At 69.3% G+C, this 5,523-nt stretch carries 8 protein-coding genes; all 8 read right to left on the bottom strand.

What is annotated here, in order from left to right:
• Positions 1 to 155 precede the first annotated feature (155 nt).
• Positions 156 to 1,109: an LLM class F420-dependent oxidoreductase gene (locus VGH85_20165; protein ID HEY2176127.1), complete on the bottom strand. Its 954-nt coding sequence runs from the start codon at positions 1,107 to 1,109 to the stop codon at positions 156 to 158.
• Positions 1,110 to 1,177: 68 nt separating this feature from the next.
• Positions 1,178 to 2,932, bottom strand: coding sequence for a proton-conducting transporter membrane subunit (locus VGH85_20160; GenBank protein HEY2176126.1), 1,755 nt, complete (start codon positions 2,930 to 2,932; stop codon positions 1,178 to 1,180).
• The gene (locus VGH85_20155; GenBank protein ID HEY2176125.1) at positions 2,929 to 3,297 is read right to left on the bottom strand and encodes an NADH-quinone oxidoreductase subunit K; all 369 of its coding nucleotides are present in this window, start codon (positions 3,295 to 3,297) and stop codon (positions 2,929 to 2,931) included. Before VGH85_20155 ends, VGH85_20160 begins: the two co-directional genes overlap by 4 nt.
• Entirely contained in the window at positions 3,294 to 4,214 is a 921-nt protein-coding gene (locus tag VGH85_20150; GenBank protein ID HEY2176124.1) for an MnhB domain-containing protein, read from the bottom strand. The genes VGH85_20155 and VGH85_20150 overlap by 4 nt, the downstream gene beginning before the upstream one ends.
• Positions 4,211 to 4,492 (bottom strand): hydrogenase subunit MbhD domain-containing protein, encoded by a 282-nt coding sequence (locus tag VGH85_20145; GenBank protein ID HEY2176123.1) that lies wholly within the window; start codon positions 4,490 to 4,492, stop codon positions 4,211 to 4,213. Before VGH85_20145 ends, VGH85_20150 begins: the two co-directional genes overlap by 4 nt.
• Entirely contained in the window at positions 4,489 to 4,839 is a 351-nt protein-coding gene (mnhG, locus tag VGH85_20140) for a monovalent cation/H(+) antiporter subunit G (GenBank protein HEY2176122.1), read from the bottom strand. Before mnhG ends, VGH85_20145 begins: the two co-directional genes overlap by 4 nt.
• Positions 4,836 to 5,096 carry a monovalent cation/H+ antiporter complex subunit F gene (locus VGH85_20135; protein ID HEY2176121.1) on the bottom strand — a complete coding sequence of 87 codons (261 nt, stop codon included), beginning with the start codon at positions 5,094 to 5,096 and terminating at the stop codon, positions 4,836 to 4,838. The genes mnhG and VGH85_20135 overlap by 4 nt, the downstream gene beginning before the upstream one ends.
• Positions 5,089 to 5,523 (bottom strand): Na+/H+ antiporter subunit E (locus VGH85_20130; GenBank protein HEY2176120.1); only part of this gene is annotated, 435 nt, incomplete at its 5' end. The genes VGH85_20130 and VGH85_20135, both read right to left, overlap by 8 nt.

Below are 5,523 nucleotides of genomic sequence, written 5' to 3'. Positions count from 1 at the left end.
CGGTACTTGGCGTTCGGCCCGTCCTGGGCATCAGCCCACTTGCGGACGCGCTTCTCGGCCGCGCCGCCGTTCCAGCGTCGGGAACGATCGGCAAGCGGCAGGTCGCTGAATGAACTCACTGTCATGTGGATCTCCTTCGAGCGGGCCACCGCATATCAGCTGAACCGGGGGAGGACCTTGTCGTGGTAAAAGTCGAAGAAGCCCTTCTGCTGGGGGCCGATCTGGCTGATGTAGACCTCGTCGTAGCCGGCATCGAGATAGCCCTCGATCATTGCGATGTGCCGCCCGGCGTCGTTGCCGCAGACCACCGCGTCGCCGACCATGTCCGGCGTGACGAGCGTGGCCGCCTGCTCGAAGTGGCGAGGTGTGGGTAATTCCTGCGCGAGCTGACCGGGCAGCTGCTCGGTCGCCCACAGGCGGTGTGCGGTACGTCGGGCCTCGTCCTCGTCCGGGCCCCAGCAGACCTTGGTGCCTGCCTGGGCCGGTTTTCCGCTGCCTCCGGCGTCGCGGAATGCCTGCACGAGGTCGGCGTCGGGCATCGTCGAGATGTAGCCGTCGCCGATCCGGCCGGCCAATGTCGCGGCGGCCGGGCCGAACCCGGACACGTGGATCGGGACCGGGGTGTCGGGTCGGGTGAACAGCTGAGCGTTTTCCACGGTGTAGTGCCGCCCGCGGTGGTCTTTCACACCGCCTTCGAAGAGCAGCCGGATGACCTCGACGGCCTCCTCGAGCATCTCCAGCCGGGTGTCGGCCGGTGGCCAGTGGTCACCGAGGATGTGCTCGTTGAGCGCCTCTCCGCTGCCGACGCCCAATCGGAACCGGCCGTGGTGCTGGACCCCGGAGGTGGCGGCGGCCTGGGCGAGCACTGCCGGGTGGATGCGCACCGTGGGGCAGGTGACTGCGGTGGTCACCGGGATCGACACGACCTGGGACAACGCCCCGATCACCGACCACACGAAAGGGCTCTGGCCCTGTTCCGCCGTCCACGGGTGGTAGTGGTCCGATATCCACAATCCCGCGAAACCCGCCTGTTCCGCCTGCCTCGCCTGATCAACCAGGTCGTTCGGTCCCCATTCTTCGCAGGACAGAAAGCTCCCTATGGTCGCCATCACGTCTCCTCCCCGCGAGCCTCTCGTGGTGCTCCTACCCGTGGGGCCGGGGGCCAATCCGTTTCGGCTCAGCCGGTGAGCATCACGGCGACAGCGACGATGAGCCCTACGGCTGCATATGCCGCATAGTCGTTGACCGATCCGGTGTGCCAGGACCGGACCAGGCTCATCAGCCGCGGCTGCGTCGGGCGTCGGATGTACCACCAGGCCAGCACCAGCCCGAGGAGGACCGTGCCCGCGACGGTCCCGAACTCGCTCGGGGCAAAGTACTCGAATGCCACGTGCGGCACCGGCAGCGGCGACACCGGCGCGTGCAGGACTCCGCGGCTGTATGCCGCGCCGGCGAGCAGGGCGCCCGCGGCGGGAGCGATCATGTGGGGGAGTACGACGGTCGGGAGGACGCCGAGCGCGACACAACCGACCGCGAGCAGCAGGAACGCGGTGAGCATGCCGGGCCGGATCGGCTCGAGGTCCTCGTAGGTCGCATCGCGCTTCCGGAAGAACGCGAGGTAGGTGGCTCGGACGAGGGCGGCGATCGTGATCACCTGCGCGCCGAGCAGGACGGCGAACACGGCCGGGTGTCCGTCGCGCAAGGCGTCGTGGATCAGTCCCAGCGACGCGTAGCCGTTCAACGGCGGGACGCCGGCGATGGCGGCGGCGCCGACGATGAACGCCGCGGCGGTGATCGGCCGGTGCCGGCCGAGAGCGCCCATCTCGGAGAGTTTCGTCAGCCCGGTCGCGTGCACGATGTTCCCGGCGCAGAGGAAGAGCAGCGCCTTGTACAGGGCATGATTGACGAGTTGGTAGGTGGCGCCGGCCGCGCCGGCTGTCGTGCCGACGCCGAATCCAACGGCGATGACGCCCATCTGCGAGATGGTGTCGTAGGCGAGCAGGCGTTTGAGGTCGTCTTGTCCCAGCGCGAGCCATGCGCCCATGACGGCGGACACGCAGCCGACGACGACGACCAGTCCGAGGACGGGCCGCCCGTGCGGACCGTAGACCTGCAAGGTGAGCCGGGCGATGGCGATGACGCCCAGGTTGACCATGAGCCCGGAGAACAGCGCCGAGACCGGCCCGGGAGCGGCCGTATGGGCGTCCGGTAGCCACCCGTGGAACGGGACGAGCCCGGCCTTGGTCGCGAATCCGGCGACGAGAAGCCCGAGCGCGACGAGGTCGGCCGTGTGCACACCGCCGGCGAGCGCGTCGTGCGCCTGCCCCATGTTCAGTGCGCCGTGCTGGGCGTAGAGCAGCGAGGTGCCGACGAAGACGGCGAAGCTGGCGATCGTCGTCAGTACCAGGACCTTGAACGCCGCCTCGAGGGCGAGTGGGCGTTCGAGGAAGAACCCGGTGAGGCCGTAGGAGGAGAGCGCGGCCACCTCGAACCACACGAAAAGGTTGAAGAGGTCTCCGGTCAGCGCCGATCCGATCAGCGCGGCGAGGAGCAGTTGGAAGAGGCAGGCGTAACCGCCGAGCTCGCGCCTGCCGAGCCGGCCGAGTTCGGAGAGGGTGTAGAGCAGCAGGATGCCGCCGACCGTCGCGCAGACGAGGGCGAAGGTGAGTCCGAAGGCGTCGGCGCCGAAGGCGATACCGAGCGCCTTGCCGTTCACCGGCGTCCAGTGGCCCATGAAGTGGGTCAGGATGTGGCCGCTGTAGACGGTCGGTGCCAGCAGGAGCAGGACGGCCGTCGTACCGGCCATGGCTAGCACGGAGATGACGAGCGGCAGCGAACGCGACACCCGTGCCGAGAGCGGCGCCGCCACCGCACCGACGATGGGGATGACGACGGTCAGCGGTAACAGGGAGGCGAGCGCGGCGTCGCTCATCCGCGCATCCTGCGCACCTCGTCGGCGTCCAGCGTCCGGTAGTGCTGGGCGATGCGTACCACCACGGACAAGAAGACGGCGCTGACCGCGACGCCGATGACGATTGCGGTCAGGCAGAAGTTCTGCAGCACCGGATCGGCGACGTTGCCGTTCACCAGCTGCGACGGGGATTTGCCGGCCGGCGGATTGAGCAGGACCGGCGCCGTGGACCCGGAGCGGTATCCCATCGAGATCAGGAGCAGGTACGTCGAGGCTTCCATGATGGACAGGCCCATGACCATCTTGATCAGGTTGCGTCGGGTCAGCACGATGTAGAGCCCGATGCTGAGGAGCGCGGCGGCGGCGACGTAGTTCACGACGATCATCGGTCGGTCCCCGCGTCCGGGTCGTCCGACTCGTCCCGCGACCAGTCGTGTCGCATCACCAGCAGCGAGAAGACGGCCAGCACCAGACCGCTGGCGACCTCGATCAGCTCGGCGCCGGAGAAGAGCTGCAGGATGCCGCCGCTGCGGATCGTCTGCTCCGGGGCGAGCGGTACCCAGTTGGCGAAGAACGAGCCCTTCAGGAACAGACCGAGCAGGCCGATCATCACGATGCCGATGGCGCCGAGGAGTTCGACGAGTTCCACACTCGCCGGTCGGGTGACCCGGGCGATCCGCCGGTGACCGAAACCGGCGTAGATCAGCAACACCACGCCGAGCACGACGGCACCGGCGGGGAAGCCGCCCCCGGGCGCGTATCCCCAGGCGGCCAGGTAGAGGCCAGCGACGGCGAGGACGGGCGCCACGATCCGCGCGGCGGTGCGGACCACGACCGTCATCTCCTCCGCCCGCTCGGGGCGGGGGGTTCCCACCGGTGCGACGTCTGGCGTCGGCGGCGAGTCGTCGCGGTCGCGGACTTCCTCGGCCTCCGCGCCCCTCGCCTCCCGCTCGTCGCTGTCGGTGGCCGAACTCTCCCCGGCCTCCTCCTGCCGGCCGATCTGCTCCTCACCGGACCGTTCCGCACGACGCTCTCTCGGCCTGGTCAGCAGGACGACGCTGACCACCGCGGCCAGCAGCAGAAAGGTCTCGCCGAAGGTGTCGAAGCCGCGGGTGCCGTAGACGACCTCGTTCACCGGCTCGGTGATGTGCCACCGGGGGAGCGCGACCTGCATGGCCTCCCGGGCGACCGCCGGCAGCGGGGCGTGATCGTCGGGAAGCTGGGTCAACGCCACGACGAGCAGCCCGAACACCGCGGCGACGATCGCCGCGCCGACCGCTCGCCGGTGGGTGGGCTCGGTCACAGGTCCTCGCGCTCGCCCAGGTCACCGCGATCGTGCACGTCGGTACGCACCTTGCCGATGGCGATGAGGAACAGCGCGGGCAAAGCGATCGCTCCGACGACCACCTCGGCGTGGGCGTCGTCGGGAGCCCCGAGCACCACGAAGAGCAGCGACAGCACGGTGCCCATCGCGGACACGGCCATCACCGCGCTGCTCAGGCTGGGCAGCCGCAGCACGAGGACCGCCGCCGTGAGGATCGCGGCGAGGCAGAGGTAGTCGAGCACCCAGAATCCCGTCACCGCTCGTTCTCCCCTGCCGCGTTACGGCGTTCACGCACCTCGTCCCGCACAGCACCTGACCACTGCGGTATGCCCGCCTTGTACGCCGCCCGGGCGAGCGCGTGTGAGGCCGCCGGGTTGACCACGAGCAACAGCAGAGCCACCAGCAGAGCGCGACCGCCGTACGGGCTGACGGGTCCCTCGGCGACGACGAGCGCGATGAGCACCGGCAGCGCCCCCATGGTGATGGTCTTGGACGAGCACTGGATGCGGGTGTAGAGGTCCGGCATCCGCAGCACGCCGACGGCACCGGACAAGGAGAAGAACAGGCCGACGATGCACAGGGCGATGACGACCGCTTCCCTCACAACAGCCCCCTCTCCAGGAACCGGGCCCAGATCAGCGTGCCGAGGTAGCTGAACGCGGCGAGCCAGATGGCGACGTCAAGATCGATCGACCGGTCGGCGAACGCCGAATAGAACAAGAGCGACAGGGTGGCCTGGGTCGACAAGGTGTTGAGCGCGACGACCCGGTCGCACACCGACGGACCCCGCGCGAGACGTACCAGCAGCAGTCCGCCGATGACGATCTCGGCGATGGCGACCGCGATGTAGACGTCAGTCATGTCGATCCTCGATCCGCTCGAGCAGTCGTTCCACGGGGCCGTTGATGGCGTCGTACGCCGCCGACGGCTCCTCCTCCGGGACGGCGACGGCGTGGTAGAGGAGCTCGCCGCGTCGCCGGTCCAGGTCGACAACCTGGTTGTCGACGATCAGCGAGCTGATGATCCCGACCCCGGTGAGACCGGCGTCCGATCTCTCCCGCGTCGGCGTGATCACCATCCCGCTGGCGAGCGGCCGGCCGGGATGCCAGATGCGATAGGCCAGCCGGCAGTTGGCGACCACGATCCGGCCCGACGCCGCGACCAGCAGCCACAGCTCGCCCGGCAGCCGCCGCGGGTGGAGCAGGCTCCAGGGCGCCACCACCGCGCCGGTCCGGGCGAGGGAGACGGCCACGAGCGCGGCGAGCGCGGCGCCGAACGCCAACTGCTC

This window comes from Mycobacteriales bacterium (assembly GCA_036497565.1).
In the GTDB taxonomy this organism is placed as follows: Bacteria; Actinomycetota; Actinomycetes; order Mycobacteriales; family QHCD01; genus DASXJE01.
This window is presented reverse-complemented; position numbering and strand designations above follow the sequence as displayed.